This is a genomic window from Mesorhizobium sp. Pch-S (genome assembly GCF_004136315.1).
Lineage (GTDB): Bacteria > Pseudomonadota > Alphaproteobacteria > Rhizobiales > Rhizobiaceae > Mesorhizobium.
The window spans coordinates 5,201,120-5,218,355 of the sequence record NZ_CP029562.1 but is presented as its reverse complement, the minus strand read 5'-3'; the positions used below and the strand labels follow the sequence as shown (position 1 = coordinate 5,218,355).

The window sequence follows — 17,236 nt, the reverse complement described above, 5'->3', positions numbered from 1 at the left end:
CAATCCCGGATCAAGCCCATGCCTTCTCCTTTCCGCTTCGGCATTCTCAGTGCGGCATTCGCCGCCAGTCTCGTCTCGGCCGCGCCTGCGGCCAACGCTGCCCCCATCGCACCGAAAGTCATGGTCATCACCATGTTCGGCGGCGAGGCCAAACCATGGCTCGAGGCACGCAAGCTCGATACCAAGGTCAAGGTTCCGGGACTGTCGAAAGAATATCCGGAGGTTACCTGCGATGCAGAGGGCCTCTGCGTGATGACGACGGCAATGGGCTACGCCAACGCTGCAAGCTCGGTTTCGGCGGTGGTCTACAGCGGCCTGTTCGACCTCAGGCAGAGCTACATCTTGATCGCAGGCATTGCCGGCGTCGATCCGAGCGACGGAACACTCGGTTCGGCGCATTGGGCACGCTTTGCCGTCGATGCTGGTCTTCGCCATGAGATCGATCCGCGCCAGATCCCAGCCGACTGGCCAGATGGCGTCATCGGGCTCGGCGCCCAGAAGCCGGGCGAGAAGCCGAAATGGGGCTCGGGCACGGAGGTCTACAAGCTGAACGAGAACCTGGCGGAAAAGGCACTAGTCCTGACCAGCACCGTCGAGCTTGCCGACAGCGACGAGGCCAAGGCCTACAGGGCGGCATACAAGACTGCGCCCGGCAACGCGGCGCCGGCGGTCAGCATCTGCGATACGCTCTCGACCGATACCTACTGGCACGGTTCGAAGACGGCGGAGAGCATGGGCAAGTGGGTATCGCTGCTGACTGATGGCGCCGGCAACTATTGTACGACCCAGATGGAAGACAACGCCTCCCTGACCGCCCTGCAGCGCGGTGCCGATGCCGGCCTGCTGCAGTTCGACCGCATCGCACTTCTGCGTACGGCATCGAACTTCGATCGCGAGCCCGAAGGCAAGACAGCCATCGAATCGCTCAGCGCCAATTCAGGCGGTTTCGGTCCGGCGACCGTCAATGCCTACCGGGTCGGCTCGAAATTCGCCGATGCCGTCATCGGCGAATGGACTGAATGGCAGAAAGGGATACCGGCAAAATAGGGCGAAGGATCTCGATGCAATCGGGAAACCGCCCGCCGGCTGACACCTGCTCAGCCGGCAACCAGTTCGGCTTCGCTCGCAAGAGCTGCGCGCAACGTCGTCAGCTGTGCCGGTGATGTGGTTCGTGACGTGATGAAGGGCAATCCCTTGCGGCGCGCCGTCCAGCCGACGACGACAACGTCCTTCGCCTTCGGTTCGAAACGCTGCGCCAGGGCCCAGCTCTGGCAATCGATTGCCGCGACATCGGCGCGGCCTTCGGCGACCGCCACGATGGAATTGCGGTGACCGCCACTTTCGTGGCGTTCGGCAAAGATATCGAGGTTTTCGCCCATCGACTGCAGGTCGCGAGTGATGGCGATGATGCCCGACATCGAATCCAGGCCATTGAAGGCAAAACGCTTGCCGCGGATCAGGTCCAGCGGGATCACGGCGTGGCCATCACCGGGTGCGGCGACGTGTTTTCCCGGCGCTCGCATCACGATCGCACTGGAGTAGGCCCCACCCTGCCCGCCTTCGATGCCGTCGTAGTTCGGCTGGCCGACCACCGTCACGTGACGTTCCAGGCCAAGTTCCATCGGCCCCCAGCAGGTCTGCGCGAACAGCAGCGCCGGATGTAGCCATACGGCCTGAAAATCCAGATCGTCGGGGGGCAGAGTTGCGGGGTCCGGAACAAGCACATGTCCCGACGCGTCGCGAATGCCTCCGGAAACGGCCGGCAGATCAGCGTTGCGCCGCGCCACCGTTTCGGGGGCATCGATGCCGGCGCGCCGCAAGGCAGCGCTGATCCGCGCCCACTGGGCGTCGACCTCGGCACGCGCCTCGGACCAATCATACATCGGCAGGGCCACAACGAATTCGCTCATGTTGATGATATGGCCGCTGCTGGTTCTCGGTTTCAAGCTGTGATGCGAAGCCTCCGTGAAAGAGCGCTTCACTCCTTCGACGGCTCGGCAGGAACTGGCGCAGTGCCGAGGCCGTTGACATTGTGAGCCCGCACGCGTGGCGCGAAAGCCCGGCCCTTTTCCGGCACCCGTCGCAGCACAGGGTGCACGATCGGCTCCTTGGCCCTGAAGGCATAGGCCTTCAGCAAGGCGAAGTAGTTCGGGTAGGAATAACCGTTGTTGGCTTTCAACCACTTCTCGCGATCATCCCGGAAGAGCTTCGGCAGCTTGTACCAGGCGACAGTCGGCTTGCTGTGATGCACGAAATGCAGATTGTTGTTGAGAAACAGGAAGGAGAGTGGCGACCGCTCCACGATCACGGTGCGACCTTCCGGATGTTCCGACCACTGGTGTTCGGCATAGGTACGGATCGCAATCAGCGACTGTCCGAACCACATCGGCACCAGGATATAGAGCCACAGCGGCATGCCGAAGCCGAACTGGATGACCGCCAGCACCACTGCAAGCCCGATGGCATGCAGAAGCCAGGCCTTGCGGATAGCCTTGTCGCCGGCCAGCATCTGCCTGGTGTCATCGATGAAGAAGCCGACCATCGACATCCAGGGGCCGAGGAAAAAGCGGCCAACCATGGTGTTGTTCAACCTGAGCAACAGCTTCACCACTGCAGGCAGCTCTTCGTGATGCCACAACGCTTTGTAGTAGCTCTCCGGATCGTCGAGCGGATCGGTCAAACGTTCATCGGCGTGATGGCGCAGATGCAGCGTCTTGAAACGGCGGAACGGCCATATCAGCCCTATCGGCAGAAAGACGAAGGCCTCGTTGACCAAGCCATTGCGGGTTGGGTGGCCATGCAAAACTTCATGGATCAGCGACGACTGCAGCGCAACCATCAGCGTGAGCAAACCAAGGGCGAGCAGCGGATAGGATGGCCAGATCAGAAAGCCGGCGACGAGCCAGGTTCCATAACAGCCGATGGCGAGAAAAACGGTCGGCCATTCCACCGTCGGTTTGCTGCTCGTCGTCTTGCGCTTGCTTGCCATGCTATCGACCACTGCCTTTCAGTCGTCGGAACCGGTTTGCGATTCCTGACAACATTGTGTCAGCAGTCATGCGCTGTCTCAACGCGACAAAGCGCACAAAATGTTGCGATTGCGCACCTTTGCAAGCATATGATGCGTTTAGTAAACAAACCAAGAGATTCATTTACGCCTTTTTGCGTAAATGACACCAACGTGTAGAACTTTTTGCTAGCTTTTGGAGGAACGACGCAATGGACAAGCGAGACCTTTCCACCGTGTTCCGGGAGCGGCTCAAAATGCTCTTGACACGGTCCGACCTCAACCAGTCGGCCTTCGCTTCTGCCGTTGGCATCGATCGATCGGCACTGTCGCAGTTGCTTTCAGGTGCATCGGTGCGCCTGCCGCGCGCCGAAACGCTTCTCAACATAGCCGCCGAGTTCAAGGTGTCGCTCGACTGGCTGCTCGGGCTTTCCCAGGACGAAGGCGTAACCGGCGAAATCCGCGAAAGCCTGGAGATCGAAGAAGCCTCGGGAGGCTTCGAGCGCACGCTGATCGCGAAATGGCACGCCGAAGCCGCGGGCACCAAGATCCGCTACGTACCGGCTGGCATCCCCGACCTGCTGCGTACCGAAGCACTGGTGGACTATGAAGCCGGAATTTCCAACAAGAGCCGGCAGGCGCAGGCGGGTGAAACGCAATATCGCATCGACTACAGCCGGCGGCCGGAGACGGATATGGAAGTCTGCATGCCGCGCCACACACTTGAAATCTTCGCGCGCGGCCTGGGCGTCTGGGATGCCTTCCCGGCCGAAGAACGCCGCGAGCAGCTGCTGCACATGGCTGCCCTGCTGGATGATCTCTACCCGACCTTCCGCCTCTACCTCTATGACGGGCGGATGCGCTATTCGATCCCCTACACGATCTTCGGACCTTACCGCGCAGCGATCTATGTCGGCGACATGTATCTGGTGCTCAACGCCACCCAGCCGATCCGCACATTGACCGGTCATTTCGACAATCTGATCCGCGCGGCCGAGATCAACGCGCACGAGGCCGCCGCCTTCGCCCAGCGCCTGGCCGACCTGCCTCTTGCCGTTTCGCGCACCTGACGGCAATTCTGCGCTCCTCGCATGATCTTGTTCGAAAAGTCTGCAACTTTTCGGGATCATGCTCAGGCCTCGATCATCAGAACAGGAGCTATCGTTGGGTCGCCATATCGTCGTGCCTCCACAGTCCGGCCGCGCCTTCCGCATCAGGAAGGGGGAATTCATCCGCATCATCGATCCCAGGGGCCAGCAGGTTGCCGACCTGTGGGCTTTTGTGACGGGAGATACGCTGGACTGGCTGAGCACGTCGAATACCCGCGATATCATCGAGCGGCTGTTTCCCGCCGTCGGCGAACACTTCTACGGCACCACGGGCGAACCATTGCTGATGCTGGTGGCCAACGATTCCCCCGGCCCGCACGACATGCTCTTTCCGGCCTGCAACGCGGCACTTTACCGCCGTGCCGGCTTCAACGAGCATCCGAGTTGCCAGGACAATCTGCACAAGGCACTCGCAGCCGAGGGCATCGTGCTTCCCTTCACCCCGGACCCGGTCGACTTCTTCCAGAATTCGCTGCCGACGGCGGACGGCACGCTGCTGGTCGATGCTTCAATCAACCCGCCAGGCGGGTCGGTAACGCTCCGCGCCGAACACGATCTCCTGATCGTCGTCACGGCCTGCTCGGTCGACCACCACCCGACCAATGGTGATGCCTGCACCGAAATCGAGGTCGAGCTGTTGCCAGCCGCGTGATTTCACGCCACCAACGACGCGCTCTGCCTTCCCTGAGTGACGGAAGGCAAAGCGCCCTTCCATTGACTGGACATAAAGACTTCTTTATATCCTTATTCAAACTCAAGTTTGAAAGCGCGCGCCATGACGACCATCAATCCGATCGATGCCCTGCTCGCAGAAAAGGGTGTGCTACTGGCCGATGGCGCCACCGGCACCAATCTGTTCGCCATGGGCCTGCCGGCTGGCGAAGCGCCGGAAATCCTCAATGAGACCGCGCCCGAGACCATAACGAAACTGCACCAGGGCTTCGTCGACGCAGGCGCCGACATCATCCTCACCAATTCCTTCGGCGGCACTCGTCACCGGCTGAAGCTGCACCATGCGCAGGATCGTGTCTTCGCGCTGAACAAGAAAGCCGCCGAAATCGCCCGTGCGGTTGCCGACAACGCCGGCCGCAAGGTCATCGTCGCCGGCTCCGTCGGTCCGACCGGCGAGCTTCTCATCCCGCTCGGCGCCCTCAGCTACGAAGATGCCGTCGAAGCCTTTGCCGAGCAGATTGAAGGCCTGAAGGCCGGCGGTGCCGAAGTCGCCTGGATCGAGACCATGTCGGCGCCCGATGAAATTCGCGCAGCTGCCGAAGCCGCCATCCATGTCGGCCTGCCCTATACCTATACCGGCTCCTTCGACACCGCCGGCCGCACCATGATGGGGCTGCTGCCGAAGGATATCCACGCGGTCGCCGACGGCCTTGCCGAAGCCCCGCTCGGCGTTGGTGCCAATTGCGGTGTCGGTGCGTCCGACATTCTGGCGTCTCTGCTCGACATGACCGAGGCGAAGCCTGACGCTACGGTCATCGTCAAGGGCAATTGCGGCATCCCGGAATTCCGCGGCACGGAAATCCATTATTCCGGCACGCCGGAACTGATGTCCGACTATGTGCGCCTGGCCGTCGATGCCGGCGCCAGGATCGTCGGTGGCTGCTGCGGCACCTCCTTCGCTCACCTGGCAGCGATGCGCAAAGCTCTGGATGTGCACAAGAAGGACGTGCGCCCGACCGTTGAAACCATCGTCGAGCGCATCGGGCCACTGCGCAACAAGGCGGCCAGTGCCAACGCCAACGAGACCGCTGAAGGCCGCCGCGAGCGTCGCCGTTCGCGGGCCTGACCGGTCGCTCCCGGAGCGTTTCCGTCTTTCCCGGAAACGCTCCGACGCTGTGTTTCAGACAAATTCCGGGCGGAAAAACCTGCTCCAGTTATTGTAAACTGCTCTAGTTGCTGTTGTCGGCGTAGCGTGCCTGCGCCGAGCCGAAATCGGTTGACGGCCCGTCATTGCGCATCAGTGCGATCGTTTCCAGTGCACGCGGATCACTGAGTTTTTCCAGCGCCGCGCGAAAGCGCTCGTTGGTCAGGGCAGACAGCGCCGTCTTGCGCGCGGTCTCCACATCTCTGCTGATCGTCGTTTGCGATACCCTGCCCGGTTCGGCAACCTGTGCCGTCGCCACCTGAACCGAAGTCGAAATCCCGTCTATGCGCACGTCCAAACCCTTAAAGAGCGTCCCCGAAAGCTCCTTACCTGACGTTACATTGCAGTGCGGTATCGAAACTATTCGGCATTTTAACGATCGACGAATAAGGACTGGTCATGCCGGTCTGAGACCGAATGCAACGAGGGTTGCGGAAAAGCCCGCAACCCTCGTCGACAGCTCAGGCAATGCCTTCTCCCCCTGGCCCAGAAACAATCAATTCATCGCCGCGGCCAGCCGCACCAGGGACAGGAATTCCGCCCGGTAGCCGAACGGATCAGCACCGCGGGCCGCGTTGGCGATCTCCTGGATGCGGTCGTAGCCGAATTTGGCGGTCGCATCCTCGTTGCGCAATTTCTGCCCGAAAGCCGCGACGGCTACCGAGAAACGCTGGTCGGCGCCGGCCGCATCGAAGGACGGCACTTCGTTGGCCCCGGTCACCGGGGTGGTGATCAGCCTCGACGTGTCTGCGTCCGGCAATTTATAGCGGATCTTCACGAAGGCATATTCCTCCGCATTGGAAACCCCGCCATTGCTGGTCGTTGCTGCGCCGTAGCGCAGATCATCGACCTGCTGCGTGGTGCCTTTCGGCGTCAGTTCATAGATCGCCGTCACCGAGTGGCCTGAACCGATCTCGCCTGCGTCGACACGGTCGTTGTTGAAGTCCTCACGGTTGAGTGCCCGCGTCTCGTAGCCGATCAGCCGGTACTCCGAGACTTTGGCCGGATTGAACTCGACCTGGATCTTCACATCCTTGGCAATCGGGAACAGCGTCGAGGATGCGCCTTCCACCAGCACCTTTTCGGCTTCGGCCAGCGTGTCGATATAGGCAGCGGTGCCATTGCCGTTCTGGGCGATGGTCTGCATCATCTGGTCATTGAGATTGCCACGGCCGAAACCGAAAACCGAAAGGAAAACACCGGTCTCACGCTGCTTCTCGATCAGCTGCTTGAGATCGTCATCATCGGTCTGGCCGACATTGAAATCGCCGTCGGTGGCAAGCATGACCCGGTTGATGCCGCCCTTGACGAAGGATTTCTGCGCCAGCCGGTAGGCTTCGCGGATGCCAGCTTCACCGGCCGTCGAACCACCCGGCGCCAGATTGTCGATGGCCCGCAGGATCTTGTCCTTCTCGCCCGCTTGGGTTGGTTCGAGCACGGTCCCGGCATTGCCCGCATAGGTGACGATGGAAACCGTATCGTCGGCCTTGAGCTTGTTGACCAGCAGGCGGAAAGCAGACTTCAGCAACGGCAGCTTGTCCGGCTCGTCCATTGAACCGGAGACATCGATCAGAAAGACCAGATTGGCCTTTGGCTGCACCGCAGGCTGCATGTCGTAGCCCTTGATGGCGACGTGCATCAGTTTGTGTTCGGCATTCCATGGCGCCGGCATGACACTGACGGTGGCGTTGAACGGCGTTTCTGCCGCGTTCGGGCCCTTCCAGTCATAGGGGAAGTAATTGACCATCTCCTCGACACGCACCGTGTCGGGCTGCGGCAACACTCCGTCCTTCAATGAGCGGCGCACGAAGGAATAGGATGCGGTATCGACATCGATGGAGAAGGTCGAGACCGGATCCTCCTTTGCCGAGCGCACCGGATTGGACTTGAAATCCTGGATGCGGTCGCGATTTTTCTCAGCTGGCTGCAGGGTGTCGGCAGGCATCGGTGCGGGTGCGATTGTCGGCTCGGCCATAAGTGTCGTGCTCGCCGGGCTGCGTGCCACCGAATTGGCAGCTTCGCTTTCAGCCGGCGGCGCGGCGAGCTTCATTTCGGCGCTTTTCATCCGCGCAAGCTCTTTGCGCGGAGCAGCCTGCACATTGCCGGCAGGTGCAGCAGCCTCGGATTTTGCTGCAGAGGCAAAGGGAGCAACCTCTTGCTTGATGTCCTCTGTCGAGGGCACAGCAACCACTGGCGGCTGCGCCTGCGCGTCCGGTTTTGCCGGCGACGGCTTGTCGGCGAGCGTTTCGGTGACGGAACCGCCTGCATCGAGCGCCGGACCGCCATCCTGCATCAGATGAAATGCCGTGTAGCCGGCGATCGGCAGCGCGACGAGGCCGGCAATGGTCGGTGCGGCGATGAGCTTCTTCTGCATGATCTCTCTCCAGAGCGTGAGTGCTCGGGAAGTGAGACGCGGCCTTGCCGCCATTCCTTGGGCTGCCACCTCATCTTTTTCGTGAAAGGCCATCATGGCGGCAGAAAACGCACGTGCGCGCGCCTCGGCACTTGGGCCCGGCAGTGCTGCATCGCGCAACTTGATCAGTTCGTTGTCATCGACCATGGTCAAACTTCCCCGGCTGAACGCATCAGAATTTTCAGCCGTTTCTTCGCTTCATGGATGTGCCACGAGACCGTCGCCTCCGAGATTGCCATCGTTTCGGCTGCTGCCGCGTGGTTGAGCCCTTCGCCATAGACCAGCAGGACGGCCTCGCGCTGCTTGTCGGGAAGGAGGCGCACAGCCGCCCAGAGTGCATCGACCGGATCGTCCTCTTCGGCGACCTGCGCCTGTCCGACGATCAGCGCATGGCCACCATACGCTTCCACTTTTGCGCTCTCTCTCGCGCTCTTGCGGGCAAGGTCACGCGCGGCGTTCAGGGTCATGGCATAGAGCCAGGTGGTGAAGGCGCCGCCGCCGCGATAGTCGCGGATCGCGCGACCGAGCCGCACGCACACGTCCTGGGCGACATCCTCGGCATCGGCCTTGCGGCCGCTCCAGCGATAGGCGACGCGGTAGACAAAGTCATAGTGACGCCCGACCAGCCGGCCGAACGCGTCCCTGTCTCCCTCCTGGGCTTGTCCGATCAGCTCGCTGTCGGATGCCTCGTCGTCCAGCATCATCGCCATCATTGCCTGTTGGACGACGCCTATTGGCCAATCCTTGGGCGGATGGGAAGATTTTTTCCAGGTGCGTTCAAAATGGCGGCTTCGCCGATCGATCAGCGCAACGTCTCGCCGAAGAAGTTGATCAGCCGCTTCCAATGGCGTTCGGCACCGACGACGTCGTAGACGCTGTGGTCGGGCACGCACCAGCCGTGCTGCATGCCGACATAATTCTCGATGACGTGGTCGACTTCCGCTTGCCGCAAAGCCTGCGCCAGTCGGGCCGACTGCTCCGGCGGAAAGCTGCCGTCGACGCCGGCCGAGCCGACATAGACACGCGCCTTGATTTTGGATGCATTCGAAGCGGGGCTGTCGGGCGCGTCCGTTCCAAGCCGGCCGCCATGGAAACTGGCGGCTGCGGCGATCTTGTCAGGATGAGCTGCCGCCGCATTGAGGGCTCGCCCACCGCCCATGCAGTAGCCGACCGCTCCAATGGGACCCCGCACGCCTTCGGCTTCAAGCGCCGCAATGAATGCGCCGCTGTCGCGTGCGGTCATCTCCTGGGTCGTGCCCCCAACCAGTGCGTCAGTGCGGCCTTGCTCTTTTCCTCGACAAAACCGGTCTTGGCGTCAAACGGGCCATAGGGCGTGTTGCGGTAGAACAGATCCGGCAACAGCACGGCATAGCCGTGCCCTGCGAGTCTCGTTGCCATGTCATGGAGCGCGGGACGTGGACCGAAGGCGTCCATGTAGAGGATGACGCCGGCTTTCACCTGCCCGTTTCGGAACACGGAAGCCCGCGCCACGCCGTCGTGCGTCTTGATCGTGATGTCGCGCTTGCTGGCTGATGCCACCATCAGTCTCCATGTCCGGAACAGGAGCGGATAGATAGCGCAGGTATTGCGACAGGCAACCCGGATTGTTCACCCCTCGAGGCGCACCGTGCGCGCGCCGACCAGCAGCGCTCGGCCTGCTCCGAACCCCATCACGGCAACCCCGAGGCCGAGAGCCGTGAAAAGGATCGCGGAAGCGGCGAAACTGCCTGTCCAGCCATGGATCAATCCCACCAGCAGCGGGCCGATCGCGGCCAGCACATAACCGACACCCTGCGCCATGCCGGAAAGATGCGACGCCACGTGCGGGTCAGGTGAGCGCAGGACGATCATCGTCATGGCGGCAGCGATCAGGCCGCCCTGCCCCAGCCCCTGCACGATGGCCAGCGGCAGCGTCATCGACGTCGGAGCAAACAGGATACCCAGCAGTGCGATGACTGCGACGGTGACGAGAACGACATTGACGAGGCTCTGGTTGCGGCAGCGAACCGCGATCGGCGGCACCGCCAGGCACGCGACGACCTGCGCCATCACCGACACCGAGACGATCGCGCCCGCCGCAGTTGCGTCGAAACCGCGCTCGCGCAGGATCGGGGCCAGCCAGCCGAAGATGCTGTAGGCCAGTGCCGACTGCAGGCCCATGAACAGCGTAACCTGCCAAGCCAGGCGGTCGCGCCAAAGCCCCGTGACACGGAAACCGCTATGGCTTGCACGATGGCGACTGGCGAATGCCTGCGGTGTCCACAACAACAGCACGGCGAAAGCCGGCACCGCCCAGACAGCAAGAGCGGTCGACCAGGAACCCGCAACGTAGTGTTCTATCGGCAGCGTCAGCCCTGATGCGGCAGCCGCGCCGGCGCATAAAGCCATGGTGTAGAGACCCGTCATCAAGGCCATGCTGTCGGGGAAGTCGCGCTTGACCAGGCCGGGCAGCAGCACATTGCCGACCGCAATGGCAGCGCCCGCGACAAAGGTGGCGGCAAACAGGATCGGCACGGACCCGAAGCCGCGCAGCGCCGTACCCAGCGCAAGCAACGCCATCACACCGAGCAGCGTGCGCTCGGCGCCGTAGCGCTGTGCCAGCCTGGGCGCAAAAGGGGCAAAGATGCCGAGACACACCACCGGCAACGTCGTCAGCAGCGAAGCGCCGGCACTGGACAGCCCCGTCGCCTGCATCATCTCCGGCAGCAGCACCGAGAGGCTAGAAAACAGCGGACGCAGGTTGAAGGCGATCAGCACGAGGCTGGCGCCAAGCAGCACGCGCGCCGCCTGACTTGCAAGCACCGGAGCTTGCGGCGGCGGCAGGCTGTCGGCCTCGGCATCGACAAGCTGATCGTCGATCCCATTCATCGCAGCAACCTGCGTATCGTTTTGACGAAAGGTCTGGTTCATTGCGCGAGATGCCGGTCGAGTTGTGAAAGGACGGGCGCCATGAAAGCGCGAACGGCGTTTCCGGCTCGGTCCGGATCGCCCGAGGCAATCGCGTCGACGATCTCCGCATGCATTGGAGCGTCCGGCTCCGGCAGATCGCCCCCCAGCGTTGCCTGGATGGTTTCAGCAATCGCCGCGGTGAAGAAGTCGTAGAGCTCCACCATCGCGCGGTTGCCCGACATCGCAACTATCGCCTTGTGGAAAGCAAGGTCGCGGCAGACGAAGTTGTGCTGGCCTCCATCGGCGACCGTGCCGCGCTCCGCGAGCAGGCGGTTGAGCCTTTCTATATCCGCAGGTGCATGCCGGAGGGCCGCCAGCCGTGCGGCCTCCACATCGAGCGCGGTACGCGCCTCCCATTGATCGCGCAGACAGGCCCGCCTGACCCGCACCAACGCCGCGGTCGGGTCGACAGCCGAGCGCACATAGGTTCCGGATCCCTGCCGTGTTTCGAGGAGGCCCTGCGAAACCAGGGCGCGGACGGCTTCCCGTACCGTACCCCGGCTGACCGAAAGCTGGCCGGACAAGGTAGCTTCATTGGGTATGCGGGTTCCGACCGACCAGCGGCCGCCGAGGATTTCCGCGCGCAGGCTTTCAGCGGCGCTGTCCGTCAGATTGGTGCGACTGGCAGGTTGCATGTGGATACTCATCAAGTCATCGGATGACTTGATGAGTATCCACATACCAGATCGAGGTCAACCACCGGCCAACCGAAACGATTGGACCAGATCGGCCTGGCGCCGGATTTCGGGAGCCTGCCGCTCAGTCTAGCGACTAAAGATCGGCAAAGCTCGCCATATGAAAGGCCTGCACCTCGGCGGGATAGCGATAGTCTACCCCATAGGGGCAGGCGTTTCGGTCCAGGCAACCGCCGCTCCGGCACGGCCCGCCATCGGCGCTCCGAACATGCCCGAGACAGGCCTCATAGGCAAAACCCTCCTCGGAATGGGCTCCGACCGGACAGGATTTCAGGCAAGGTTTTCCGACACATAGGTCGCAAAGATGAATCGGATTGCGAACGCCTTGAATCGGAATCCCGTCGGCAAACAGCAATGCCCCACGATAGGCGTGCCACAGGCCATATTCGGGATGCATGAGAATGCCGAGCGGCGACGGCTTCAATCCCTCCGCCCGCATCGCCCATTGCTGGAATGGCTGGTAGGGTTTGTCGGACGGATAGACCGCCGACGCTCCTAAATGGGCGGCGACCTCATCGATGATCTGCCGTGACCATGTGTCGAGCGGGTTTGGCAGATCCCGCGGCTGCCTTTGTCGCCATTTCATGAAGTGCGGCCAGGGCGCCGCACCAGCCTGCCCGACCAGAAGAGCGGACTTCGCCGGCCGGCCTTCCCGACTTAACGGCGCCGCCTCTTCATCACCAAACGCAAAACCGCCGCGCAGGGTCAGCCCATGCGCGGCGAGTTGGTTCGAAATCGTCTGCAGCTGTCGATTTTTGGCCTGACGACGGTTGCTCATGGCGACCCGTCCTTCATTGACAACCGACCAACATCATTTCTTGCCCGGATCGGAAAACGCGCTCCGCCAGACCTCCTTGTGAATGATGCTGGCCACTTTAGCCCGGCCTGAATCGGGCTCCTTTCAAGTGAAGGCGTCGGGCATCGACTCCTTCTTCTTGGTGATGAAGGCCTGCAGCGCCTCATCGATGCCCTGATCGAGATCCGGCGCCTCGTAGCTTTCCAGCCAACGCCGGGCGAGTTCGTTGGCGCGTTGCGGCGCAGTTTTCTCGCCCTCGGCCAACCACTGCTCGTAGGAATTGTTGTCCGCGATCGAAGACCGATAGAACGCGGTCTGGAAATTGGCCTGGGTATGGTCGCAACCGAGATAGTGGCTGCCTGGACCGACCTGGCGGATGGCATCCATCGCCTGGCCGTTCTCCGACAGGTCGACGCCCTCGGCAAATTTCTGCTGCATGCCGAGCTGGTCGATATCCATCATGAACTTCTCATAGCAGGAGGCCAGCCCGCCCTCGAGCCAGCCCGCCGAGTGCAGCACGAAGTTGGTGCCGGCAAGGATGGTCGAATTCAGCGTGTTGGCACTTTCATAGGCTGCCTGCGCATCCGGGATCTTGGAAGCACATAGCGAACCGCCGGTGCGGAACGGCAGGCCAAGCCGGCGCGCAAGCTGAGCTGCTCCATAGGAAACCAGCGACGGTTCCGGCGTTCCGAAAGTCGGCGCACCCGACTGCATCGAGATCGACGACGCGAACGTGCCGAACAGAACCGGGGCGCCAGGCCGGATCAGCTGGGTGAAGGAAGCACCGGCCAGCACCTCGGCCAGAACCTGCGTCAGCGTGCCGGCGACGGTCACCGGGCTCATCGCGCCGGCCAGAATGAACGGGGTGACGATGCAGGCCTGGTTGTGACGTGCGTAAACCTTCAGCGCGCCGAGCATCGTCTCGTCGAAGACCATCGGCGAATTGGCATTGATCAGCGAGGTCAGCACCGTGTTGTTCTCGACAAAGTCGTCGCCGAACACCAGCTTGGCCATCGCAACCGTGTCTTCCGCGCGTTCCGGCGCGGTCACGGAGCCCATGAACGGCTTGTCCGAATATTTGATGTGCGAATAGATCATGTCGAGGTGGCGCTTGTTCACCGGCACGTCGACCGGCTCGCACACCGTACCGCCCGAATGGTGGATCGACGGGGCCATATAGGCGAGCTTCACGAAGTTGCGGAAATCCTCGATCGTCGCATAACGACGGTTGCCGTCGAGGTCGCGCACGAAGGGCGGCCCGTAGACCGGTGCGAAAACGGTGGCATTCCCGCCGATCTGCACCGAGCGCTCCGAATTGCGCGCATGCTGGATATATTGCTTCGGCGCGGTCTTGAGCAGCGAGCGGCAGAGTCCGCGCGGGAAGCGAACACGTTCGCCTTTTACATCGGCGCCGGCCTGCTTCCACAACTGAAGCGCCTCCGCGTCATCGCGGAATTCGATACCGGTCTCTTCGAGCACCGTGTCGGCGTTCTTTTCGATCAGCGCCAGGCCTTCCTCGTCCAGCACTTCGTAGACCTTGATCTGGCGCCGGATATAGGTGAGCTGCTGACCAGGTCCGCCACCGGTGCGCGCAGCACGTCGCGCCGCGGCGCCGCCGCGGTCACCGCGCCCTCGCCTGCCGCCCGCCGCTTCTTGATCGACTGCCGCGTTCTCGCTCATGATTGTTCTTCCTTGAAATCCGTTCGACCGCCTCGCGACGGCTGCTTCCCGGATCGTAGCCATGCACCCTATCCGAAACGGCCAGCGAGCGCCAAGGTCTGTCGCAAAATCGACAAGAAGAACAACAGATTCCCGGTCGCTTTCCTTTTGCGGAAAGTCGCAAATCAGCTATGGATGCGCGTCGCTGCACGGTAGGTATTGAAGCGACGATTGGTGCGTTGCGACAGATCGCACGACCGCAGGGAGATGGATCAAAAATGTCCGACGACGAGATCATCCTTTCCGAACTCTCCGACGAGGAACTCGTGCAGCAGATGCACGACGATCTTTATGACGGCCTGAAGGAAGAGATCGAAGAAGGCACGAACATCCTTCTGGAGCGTGGCTGGGCACCTTACACAGTCCTCACCGAGGCGCTTGTCGAAGGCATGCGCATCGTCGGCGAGGACTTCCGCGACGGCATCCTGTTCGTGCCGGAAGTGCTGCTTTCCGCCAATGCGATGAAGGCAGGCATGTTCATCCTGCGTCCGCTGCTTGCCGCCACCGGCGCGCCCAAGCAGGGCAAGATGGTCATCGGCACCGTCAAGGGTGACATCCACGACATCGGCAAGAACCTTGTCGGCATGATGATGGAAGGCGCTGGTTTCGACGTCGTCGACCTCGGCATCAACAATCCGGTCGAGAAGTATCTCGAGGCGATCGAGGAACATCAGCCCGACATCATCGGCATGTCGGCGCTGCTCACCACCACCATGCCCTACATGAAGGTCGTCATCGACACGATGAAGGAAAAGGGCATTCGCGACGACTATGTCGTGCTGGTTGGCGGCGCGCCGCTCAACGAGGAATTCGGCAAGGCCGTCGGCGCCGACGCCTATTGCCGCGACGCCGCTGTGGCGGTGGAAACCGCCAAGGACTTCATGAAGCGCAAGCACAACGTTCGCGCTTCTGCCTGATTGCAGAAAGGCCGCGTCTTGCGACGCGGCCATGTCGTTACCAATTGTGGGGAGCCGGTCAGTTTTTGACCGTGTCCTCGACGGCGCGGGCAGTGCCTTTGACGTCTTTGCCGACGCCACGGACCGTGTTGGCACAGCCGGAAAGTACGAGCGCCACGGCAATGACGGCGAGCGGTGCGACGCGTGACAGTTTCATGGACAGTGTCTCCCTTATGGTGATGCAACAATCATCAACGCCAAAGGCATGAACCGGTTCCATCCGATGCAAGGCAGCGATGTTGGAGTGATCCACATGGCAACAGAACAGAAGCTCGACCCGACAGCACTCGCCGATGCGGTGGTGATGGTGAATGGCGAAGTCCCGTCGACCGCCCCTCTCCCCGAGCGCGTACGGGTCATTGCTTGCGGCGCCATCGCCCGAGAGGTGCTGGCGGTGTGCAGGACCAACCATCTCGATCATGTCGATCTGATCTGTCTGCCGGCAATCTGGCACGTCTATCCCGAAAGGATTGCCCCGGCGATGCGCGAGGCGATCACCAGGGCGCGAGCGGAAGGCTACAGCCGTATCTTCATTGGCTATGCCGAATGCGGCACGCGCGGCGAACTCGACAGGATCTGCGAAGAAGAACGCGTCGAACGCATCGGCGGACCGCACTGTTATGCCTTCTTCAGCGGCAACGAGGCATTCGCGAAAGTCACGGAAGACGAGTTCACCGCCTTCTACCTGACCGATCTGATCACGCGGCAGTTCGAAGCTTTCGTGATCGAGCCCCTGAAGCTCGACAAGCATCCCGAACTGAAAGAAATGGTGTTCGGAAACTACACCAAGATCGTCTACCTGGCGCAGACCGAGGACAAGGCCCTGCAGGAAAAGGCGAAATGGGCGGCCGACTATCTGGGACTCGACTATGAGTACCGCTTCACCGGCTATGGCGATCTCGCGCCTGCACTTCTCGCGGCCGCCGAACACTGACCAGACCTACCGATCGCTCGTTAGATAACATTCCCCGATAGTTGGACTGGTTTTCTGCTGCCCTCGCGGGCTATAACGCCGTCGTCGAGACACAGGGGACACGACATGCATCTGCGCGCCTTGCTATTCACGGCTGCTGCCGTCCTGTTCGCTGGAAATGCCCATGCGGACGGCGTTGTGCAGAAGTTGATCACTCCGGCGGACAAGGCGCGACTTACCAAATATGACGAGACCCGCAAGGCAGCATTGGCCGAGGCCAAGGCCGGACAGCCGAGCGAGGTAAAGGACCTCGATGCGGTGCTCGCCCGCCCACTGGTCGCCTTTTCGGACAAGGATCTTACCGGCAACTGGCAATGCCGTACGATCAAGGCGGGCGGCCTTGGCCCGCTCGTCATCTATGGCTGGTTCAAGTGCCGCGTCACGGATGATGGTTCCGGCTGGATGCTGGAAAAGACCAGCGGTTCCCAGCGCACCAAGGGCCGATTCTACGACGACGGCGAGAAGCGCTCGATCTATCTGGGCTCAGGCTTCGTCGCCGGCGAAAAGACACAACGTTACGGTGCTGGCCCGAAAACCGACCAGGTCGGCTATGCCTTCCGCACAGGACCGAATGCCTGGCGCATCGAATTTCCGGCGCCCTACTATGAATCAAAACTCGACATCATCGAATTCAAGCGCTGATCGGCTGTAGTCCATGAGCGGGTGCTGAGATAAAGGATTAACCGGCTCGGCCGAGAATATTGACTGGGGACTGAACTTGCGACCTGTGCAACTACCGCACC

General features: G+C 61.7%; 17 protein-coding genes and 1 pseudogene. 7 read left to right on the top strand and 11 right to left on the bottom strand.

All coding sequences use genetic code 11. The annotated features are described in order from the left end of the window. Positions 1 to 18 precede the first annotated feature (18 nt). Entirely contained in the window at positions 19 to 1,047 is a 1,029-nt protein-coding gene (locus C1M53_RS24390; protein ID WP_129414583.1) for a purine nucleoside permease, read from the top strand. A 50-nt stretch (positions 1,048 to 1,097) separates the two neighbouring features. Here the strand turns inward: C1M53_RS24390 and C1M53_RS24385 are convergent, their stop codons facing one another. After that, complete coding sequence (locus tag C1M53_RS24385; RefSeq protein WP_129414582.1) at positions 1,098 to 1,910, bottom strand: PhnD/SsuA/transferrin family substrate-binding protein; 813 nt, start codon at positions 1,908 to 1,910, stop codon at positions 1,098 to 1,100. 68 nt (positions 1,911 to 1,978) lie between these two features. Then, positions 1,979 to 2,989 (bottom strand): fatty acid desaturase, encoded by a 1,011-nt coding sequence (locus C1M53_RS24380; RefSeq protein WP_129414581.1) that lies wholly within the window; start codon positions 2,987 to 2,989, stop codon positions 1,979 to 1,981. Between the two features lie 230 nt (positions 2,990 to 3,219). On the opposite strand from C1M53_RS24380, the gene C1M53_RS24375 reads away from it, so the two are divergent. The 3 genes from C1M53_RS24375 to bmt all read left to right on the top strand — a co-directional run bounded on the left by C1M53_RS24375 (position 3,220) and on the right by bmt (position 5,914). Beyond that, positions 3,220 to 4,077, top strand: coding sequence for a helix-turn-helix transcriptional regulator (locus tag C1M53_RS24375; RefSeq protein ID WP_129414580.1), 858 nt, complete (start codon positions 3,220 to 3,222; stop codon positions 4,075 to 4,077). Positions 4,078 to 4,171: 94 nt separating this feature from the next. Next, positions 4,172 to 4,768, top strand: coding sequence for an urea carboxylase-associated family protein (locus tag C1M53_RS24370; RefSeq protein WP_245488266.1), 597 nt, complete (start codon positions 4,172 to 4,174; stop codon positions 4,766 to 4,768). A 123-nt stretch (positions 4,769 to 4,891) separates the two neighbouring features. Continuing rightward, positions 4,892 to 5,914 carry a betaine--homocysteine S-methyltransferase gene (gene bmt / locus C1M53_RS24365; protein WP_165358232.1) on the top strand — a complete coding sequence of 341 codons (1,023 nt, stop codon included), beginning with the start codon at positions 4,892 to 4,894 and terminating at the stop codon, positions 5,912 to 5,914. A 103-nt stretch (positions 5,915 to 6,017) separates the two neighbouring features. On the opposite strand, the gene C1M53_RS24360 is transcribed toward bmt, so the two are convergent. The 8 genes and pseudogenes from C1M53_RS24360 to C1M53_RS24325 all read right to left on the bottom strand — a co-directional run bounded on the left by C1M53_RS24360 (position 6,018) and on the right by C1M53_RS24325 (position 14,525). Then, positions 6,018 to 6,284, bottom strand: coding sequence for a hypothetical protein (locus C1M53_RS24360; RefSeq protein WP_129414577.1), 267 nt, complete (start codon positions 6,282 to 6,284; stop codon positions 6,018 to 6,020). 204 nt (positions 6,285 to 6,488) lie between these two features. Then, positions 6,489 to 8,552: a VWA domain-containing protein gene (locus C1M53_RS24355; protein WP_129414576.1), complete on the bottom strand. Its 2,064-nt coding sequence runs from the start codon at positions 8,550 to 8,552 to the stop codon at positions 6,489 to 6,491. A gap of 2 nt (positions 8,553 to 8,554) precedes the next feature. After that, complete coding sequence (locus C1M53_RS24350; protein WP_129416349.1) at positions 8,555 to 9,115, bottom strand: RNA polymerase sigma factor; 561 nt, start codon at positions 9,113 to 9,115, stop codon at positions 8,555 to 8,557. Between the two features lie 92 nt (positions 9,116 to 9,207). Continuing rightward, positions 9,208 to 9,947, bottom strand: a pseudogene (locus C1M53_RS24345) (dienelactone hydrolase family protein). A gap of 66 nt (positions 9,948 to 10,013) precedes the next feature. Further along, positions 10,014 to 11,315, bottom strand: a complete 1,302-nt coding sequence (locus C1M53_RS24340) for an MFS transporter (RefSeq protein WP_129414575.1) — start codon at positions 11,313 to 11,315, stop codon at positions 10,014 to 10,016. Further along, on the bottom strand, positions 11,312 to 11,989 hold the full coding sequence (locus C1M53_RS24335) for a FadR/GntR family transcriptional regulator (protein ID WP_129414574.1): 678 nt from the start codon (positions 11,987 to 11,989) through the stop codon (positions 11,312 to 11,314). Before C1M53_RS24335 ends, C1M53_RS24340 begins: the two co-directional genes overlap by 4 nt. Positions 11,990 to 12,125: 136 nt before the next feature. Beyond that, positions 12,126 to 12,827: a 4Fe-4S dicluster domain-containing protein gene (locus C1M53_RS24330; protein WP_129414573.1), complete on the bottom strand. Its 702-nt coding sequence runs from the start codon at positions 12,825 to 12,827 to the stop codon at positions 12,126 to 12,128. 123 nt (positions 12,828 to 12,950) lie between these two features. Beyond that, positions 12,951 to 14,525: a trimethylamine methyltransferase family protein gene (locus tag C1M53_RS24325; protein WP_129414572.1), complete on the bottom strand. Its 1,575-nt coding sequence runs from the start codon at positions 14,523 to 14,525 to the stop codon at positions 12,951 to 12,953. Between the two features lie 257 nt (positions 14,526 to 14,782). Between C1M53_RS24325 and C1M53_RS24320 the strand changes: the two genes are divergently transcribed. Continuing rightward, positions 14,783 to 15,481, top strand: a complete 699-nt coding sequence (locus C1M53_RS24320; protein WP_129414571.1) for a B12-binding domain-containing protein — start codon at positions 14,783 to 14,785, stop codon at positions 15,479 to 15,481. Positions 15,482 to 15,539: 58 nt separating this feature from the next. On the opposite strand, the gene C1M53_RS24315 is transcribed toward C1M53_RS24320, so the two are convergent. Next, the gene (locus tag C1M53_RS24315; RefSeq protein ID WP_129414570.1) at positions 15,540 to 15,677 is read right to left on the bottom strand and encodes an entericidin A/B family lipoprotein; all 138 of its coding nucleotides are present in this window, start codon (positions 15,675 to 15,677) and stop codon (positions 15,540 to 15,542) included. A 147-nt stretch (positions 15,678 to 15,824) separates the two neighbouring features. Between C1M53_RS24315 and C1M53_RS24310 the strand changes: the two genes are divergently transcribed. Then, positions 15,825 to 16,454, top strand: coding sequence for a DUF1638 domain-containing protein (locus C1M53_RS24310; RefSeq protein ID WP_129416348.1), 630 nt, complete (start codon positions 15,825 to 15,827; stop codon positions 16,452 to 16,454). A 105-nt stretch (positions 16,455 to 16,559) separates the two neighbouring features. Then, the gene (locus C1M53_RS24305) at positions 16,560 to 17,135 is read left to right on the top strand and encodes a DUF4893 domain-containing protein (protein ID WP_129414569.1); all 576 of its coding nucleotides are present in this window, start codon (positions 16,560 to 16,562) and stop codon (positions 17,133 to 17,135) included. Positions 17,136 to 17,236: the final 101 nt, after the last annotated feature.

Coding starts and splice junctions, on each gene's coding strand:
- C1M53_RS24320 (WP_129414571.1), top strand. CDS start 14,783: ATGTCCGACGACGAGATCATCCTTTCCGAACTCTCCGACGAGGAACTC.
- C1M53_RS24315 (WP_129414570.1), bottom strand. CDS start 15,677: ATGAAACTGTCACGCGTCGCACCGCTCGCCGTCATTGCCGTGGCGCTC.
- C1M53_RS24355 (WP_129414576.1), bottom strand. CDS start 8,552: ATGGTCGATGACAACGAACTGATCAAGTTGCGCGATGCAGCACTGCCG.
- C1M53_RS24325 (WP_129414572.1), bottom strand. CDS start 14,525: ATGAGCGAGAACGCGGCAGTCGATCAAGAAGCGGCGGGCGGCAGGCGA.
- C1M53_RS24385 (WP_129414582.1), bottom strand. CDS start 1,910: ATGAGCGAATTCGTTGTGGCCCTGCCGATGTATGATTGGTCCGAGGCG.
- C1M53_RS24375 (WP_129414580.1), top strand. CDS start 3,220: ATGGACAAGCGAGACCTTTCCACCGTGTTCCGGGAGCGGCTCAAAATG.
- C1M53_RS24390 (WP_129414583.1), top strand. CDS start 19: ATGCCTTCTCCTTTCCGCTTCGGCATTCTCAGTGCGGCATTCGCCGCC.
- C1M53_RS24380 (WP_129414581.1), bottom strand. CDS start 2,989: ATGGCAAGCAAGCGCAAGACGACGAGCAGCAAACCGACGGTGGAATGG.
- C1M53_RS24350 (WP_129416349.1), bottom strand. CDS start 9,115: ATGGCGATGATGCTGGACGACGAGGCATCCGACAGCGAGCTGATCGGA.
- C1M53_RS24305 (WP_129414569.1), top strand. CDS start 16,560: ATGCATCTGCGCGCCTTGCTATTCACGGCTGCTGCCGTCCTGTTCGCT.
- bmt (WP_165358232.1), top strand. CDS start 4,892: ATGACGACCATCAATCCGATCGATGCCCTGCTCGCAGAAAAGGGTGTG.
- C1M53_RS24335 (WP_129414574.1), bottom strand. CDS start 11,989: ATGCAACCTGCCAGTCGCACCAATCTGACGGACAGCGCCGCTGAAAGC.
- C1M53_RS24340 (WP_129414575.1), bottom strand. CDS start 11,315: ATGAACCAGACCTTTCGTCAAAACGATACGCAGGTTGCTGCGATGAAT.
- C1M53_RS24330 (WP_129414573.1), bottom strand. CDS start 12,827: ATGAGCAACCGTCGTCAGGCCAAAAATCGACAGCTGCAGACGATTTCG.
- C1M53_RS24310 (WP_129416348.1), top strand. CDS start 15,825: ATGGTGAATGGCGAAGTCCCGTCGACCGCCCCTCTCCCCGAGCGCGTA.